At 37.1% G+C, this 4,257-nt stretch carries 6 protein-coding genes; all 6 read right to left on the minus strand.

Features of this window, described 5'->3' with window-relative positions:
• Positions 1–418 (minus strand): glycosyltransferase family 2 protein (locus tag ACSHXM_RS21150; protein ID WP_435692288.1); only part of this gene is annotated, 418 nt, incomplete at its 3' end.
• Positions 419–507: 89 nt separating this feature from the next.
• Positions 508–1,161: a class I SAM-dependent methyltransferase gene (locus ACSHXM_RS21155; protein ID WP_435692290.1), complete on the minus strand. Its 654-nt coding sequence runs from the start codon at positions 1,159–1,161 to the stop codon at positions 508–510.
• A 3-nt stretch (positions 1,162–1,164) separates the two neighbouring features.
• Complete coding sequence (locus ACSHXM_RS21160; protein WP_435692292.1) at positions 1,165–2,154, minus strand: GDP-mannose 4,6-dehydratase; 990 nt, start codon at positions 2,152–2,154, stop codon at positions 1,165–1,167.
• Positions 2,151–2,717 carry an SIS domain-containing protein gene (locus tag ACSHXM_RS21165; RefSeq protein ID WP_435692294.1) on the minus strand — a complete coding sequence of 189 codons (567 nt, stop codon included), beginning with the start codon at positions 2,715–2,717 and terminating at the stop codon, positions 2,151–2,153. The genes ACSHXM_RS21160 and ACSHXM_RS21165 overlap by 4 nt, the downstream gene beginning before the upstream one ends.
• Complete coding sequence (locus tag ACSHXM_RS21170) at positions 2,714–3,652, minus strand: NAD-dependent epimerase/dehydratase family protein (RefSeq protein WP_435692296.1); 939 nt, start codon at positions 3,650–3,652, stop codon at positions 2,714–2,716. The genes ACSHXM_RS21165 and ACSHXM_RS21170 overlap by 4 nt, the downstream gene beginning before the upstream one ends.
• Before the next feature lie 44 nt (positions 3,653–3,696).
• Positions 3,697–4,257, minus strand: a 561-nt coding sequence (locus tag ACSHXM_RS21175) for a hypothetical protein (protein WP_435692298.1), incomplete at its 5' end; no start/stop codon positions are given.

Genomic DNA, 4,257 nt, shown 5'->3' on the forward strand with positions numbered 1-4,257 from the left:
GAGATATATCGGGGTATATGGGTTCTACAGACCAGTTTTCATGGTAATACAAAGCGGATTTCCAAACCAATAGGTCAGAGTTATATTCAGAAATTATTTGGTTAGCGTAAGAAAGAGCCTTTGGCGCTAAGAAGTCATCATCGCCACAAATAATAATATAATCACCATTAGCATGAGATAGCGCGAAATCCCAATGCGCACAGATATCTAATCGCTCTTCTGTTTTAACTAGAACGATAGGAATTGAACTTTCATTTTTTATTTTAGACACAACTGACAATGTATCATCTCTACTTGCGTTGCTTGATACTATAATTTCATAGTTGTCATATTCCAAATTTAACAACGCTTTCAGAACCGGCTCAAGTATTTCAACCCTCTCACATGTCGGTACTATTATAGAAAAAAAGATACTCATTTATCTAAAACTCCGGGGTTACATAACTTTATTAACTTGTACTATTCAAAAATTAAGAAGTATTTTATTTGAAATGCTAAAAATTACTCCTAAGGTATAAACCAGTAATAATCACCGGTATAACCCACTTCTTTAAAAAACAACTTCCATTCATCAACGTGCATTATGGTTTTAGCTGTCAACGCCCATTGCATCATTCGTTCTTTTTCTTCGTCGTTACGATATGCGTCAACAGTAATAAATGCTTTGCCTCGACTAACTCGCATAATTTCTTGTAACGCTTTAGCACACTCATCTCGTTCAAGGTTGTGCACTGTATTAATACTCATGACTACATCAAAACTATCGTCTGCAAACGGTAAAGCTTTAGCGTTACCAATTTCTAATAATTCTTTAACTTCAGGTTTTGCGTTTTCAATAGCATATTCTGATATATCTAATCCGGCGACTTCCATCTCTGGTAAAGTATTCAGTAGGTCATAAAGCATAAACCCCTTAGCACAACCCACATCTAATAAACTAGATGAATTATTTAAACCAAAATGGGCGATAAGATCGGGTATAACCGGTTGCCAAAATCGTGACATATAACTAAAACCGCCGTAACCATACAGGCGATCACCATCAAAAAAATCTTTACCATATTGACGAGCGATGGCTTTTACTTCATCACTCATTATTTCACTACGTCCTTGCGTATTTCGCTTACTTTTTGGGTAATTCTTTAAAAGATCAATTTCCATTTATCAAACCTTATGGATATAACTAGTTGCTTGTGTGGACAATGACGTTAAATTATCTTTAGTCCATTTAACTGTGCGCGCTAAGCCTTGTTCAAGACTTATTGTATCTTGCCACCCCAAAGTCGTTCTTAACTTTGTAGCATCTAACAAATAGGCAGCGTCTTTTCCGGGCCTGTCACCCACTATGTCGCATACATCATCAAATCGCACTTCAAGTGTGTCACAGATTTTTTGAACTAAACCTCGAATTGAAACCGTATCTAAAGTCGATATATGATAACACTCGCCTAATGTTCCTTTTTCACCAATTTTCAATGTGGCATCTGACACGTCATCGATATGAATAAACGAGCGTTCTGAATGCCCGCCACCATGTAATGGCAGCTTCTCACCGGTAAGAATAGAAATAACAGTTTTAGGTATAATTCGATATAATTGCTGACCTTCGCCATACACGTTCGCAGCTCGAGTACTGACAACTGGAAAGTTATGTACATCAAAAAATGTTTTCAAGCTCATATCGGCAGCAGCTCGTGAAACAGCATAAGGAGTACTTGGATTATAAACTTGCTCTTCTGACACAAATCCACTACAGCTTCCGTAGACTTCAGGCGTCGTAATATGAATATACTTTTCTAAATAATCTTTAAAACGTAAAAGATTATGCAGCTTGATCGTGGACACTGCATTTGTCATAAACCAGTGCTCAGGGAATTCCCAGCTTTGTCCTACCATGCTTTGCGCAGCAAAATTATATACATGAGATGGCTTTATTTTATCGAGTAAAACATCAATTTTTTCGAGATCTTGGTTAAGATCCAATTGATGGAACTGAAATCGTCCAGTTTTACTCCACAAATGTGGTGCTAAAGCGTTTATAGGTTCAAGAGAACGACTGATCCCAATCACCTCATACCCTAAATCTAATAAAAACTTGCAAAAACTCGATCCTGAAAATGAATTGCTACCAATAACAACTACTGAATTACTCATGCTCCCCCCTTTAATTTGTCATGCAGATATTGCATCAGCATATGCCCAACAATGACCTGTAAATCTTCTGAAATTTGCATATCATCAATATCAAAATGCAGAGGATAATCAGCCATAGCTTTCGCTTGACCACCAGAGAAACCTAATATAGCAAAAGTCGTCATGCCTATACTTTTCCCTTGTTCTATGGCGTTTAGAATATTGGGGGAATTTCCACTTCCGGATAAAACAATCAATAAGTCGCCACTATTGGCTTTAACCTTCAATTGATGAGAGTAAATATTGTCATATCCAATATCGTTACCTAAACATGTAAGTACTGCAGCATTTGCCGGGAGAGCCTCAATTCGTAAAGCATTACCATTAGGGTGAATGCCATAAGTAAAGTCATTAGCTAGATGAATAGCATTACCCGCGCTTCCGCCATTGCCGCATATGAACACTTGTTTTTTATTGGCTATCGCGTTTAGCATGTGTTCCGCTAATGGCTCTAATAACGCCCAATCAAATTGCTCGGTAGCAGTATTCAGTTTTGTCAGATAACCTTTAGCTAAATCAATCATGCTAAGCCTTTTTCTTCCATCCATTTGAGATTGTGAAATCGAGTTTCATCGACCAAACTTCCAGCCCGATGAGCAGCAATTATTTCATTAATGGCATCTTGTACTGTTTTCTTCGGTCTAAACCCAGTAGCGAGAAGTCGATCGGAATTAATTCGATAAGAGCGAGGGTCATTAGAAGGGGAAACAACTACTTCAGCATCAATATCTGCAGTCACCATATTGGCAATATCTAAGATAGAGATATTTTCGAAACCGGCATTAAAAACCCCTGTATGTTGAGGGTTTTCTAACAAGAATATGTATAAGTCTGTAATATCATCCATATGGATATTTGGTCGTTTTTGGTCACCTCCGAATACGGTAATTCTCTTATTAGTTAACGCTTGCATAGTTAACATATTCACGGCGACATCTAAACGCATTCGAGGAGAAATTCCACATACAGTGGCTGGTCTAACGGCTTGAACCACCATGTCATTTTCATAACTTAATATGACTCTTTCCGCTACCATCTTTGTTTTGTTATATTCAGAAATTGGTTCAAGTACCAAGTCTTCAGTGACCTGCTCTTCTTCTTTGACCCCATACACACTTCCAGATGAGGCGTAAACAAAATGATTCACCCCTTCCCGCTTGGCTCTATCTGCAAGCTGCATAGTTGCTAAGGCACTTACTTCCCATGTCAACTTAGGATTTAAGTCACCACATGGATCATTAGCAATTGAAGCTAAATGAACTATTGCATCAATCCCTTTTAGCGGAATACTCGCCGTATCTCTCACATCATGTTTGATTACATTTAGATTTTTATGTTCAGGCAAAAAGTTACCAAACCATTGGGTATCCAGTGCAACAACCTGGTATCCCTTATTTAATAGTTTGGGGACTAAGACAGTTCCTTTATAACCACACGCACCTGTTACTAATACTTTCATAATTTATTACTCTTATTCTTGCATGAGTTAATTTAACTACTAACTCAAGACTTTACAGTAGATAACTTTTTAGTTAACAAACCTTTAAATTCGTCAATAATCGCAAATTCATCTAATTCCCAGCATATTTTTTGAAATTCACTACTAAATGAAAACTGTTCTCCTTTTTGTATTCCTTGTCTGTCTTTTAGAAATTCCTCACTGCTACACCATTGACTATTTTCAATGATGTGAGTCATCATAAAATCACAATTTTTGGACAATAACATTAAGCCACACGAGGGACCTGATGAAACAGAAGCATTGAAAAATGCAGCTTCATATAATGCCATCCTGATAGCGATATCAAATGAGGCTACCGGGCATTCAACAACATCACTCCAGCCAATACTTTTTTCTAAAGCCTTATTAGTATCTCGCACAACAACTACTTTCATATTTTGATTTAAACATAAACGAGATATATGTTCGTAAATATTTAAGCTAGTATTTCTAGAATTCTGATGACCATATTCTCTTAAGGAAATCGTAACAAATGGCTCATTTATATTGTTCGCTAATAAAAACTGGTTCACGTATATACGTGCTTGTTTCGTGGCCTCTAT

It is taken from the genome of Paraglaciecola sp., from assembly GCF_051252315.1.
Lineage (GTDB): Bacteria > Pseudomonadota > Gammaproteobacteria > Enterobacterales > Alteromonadaceae > Paraglaciecola.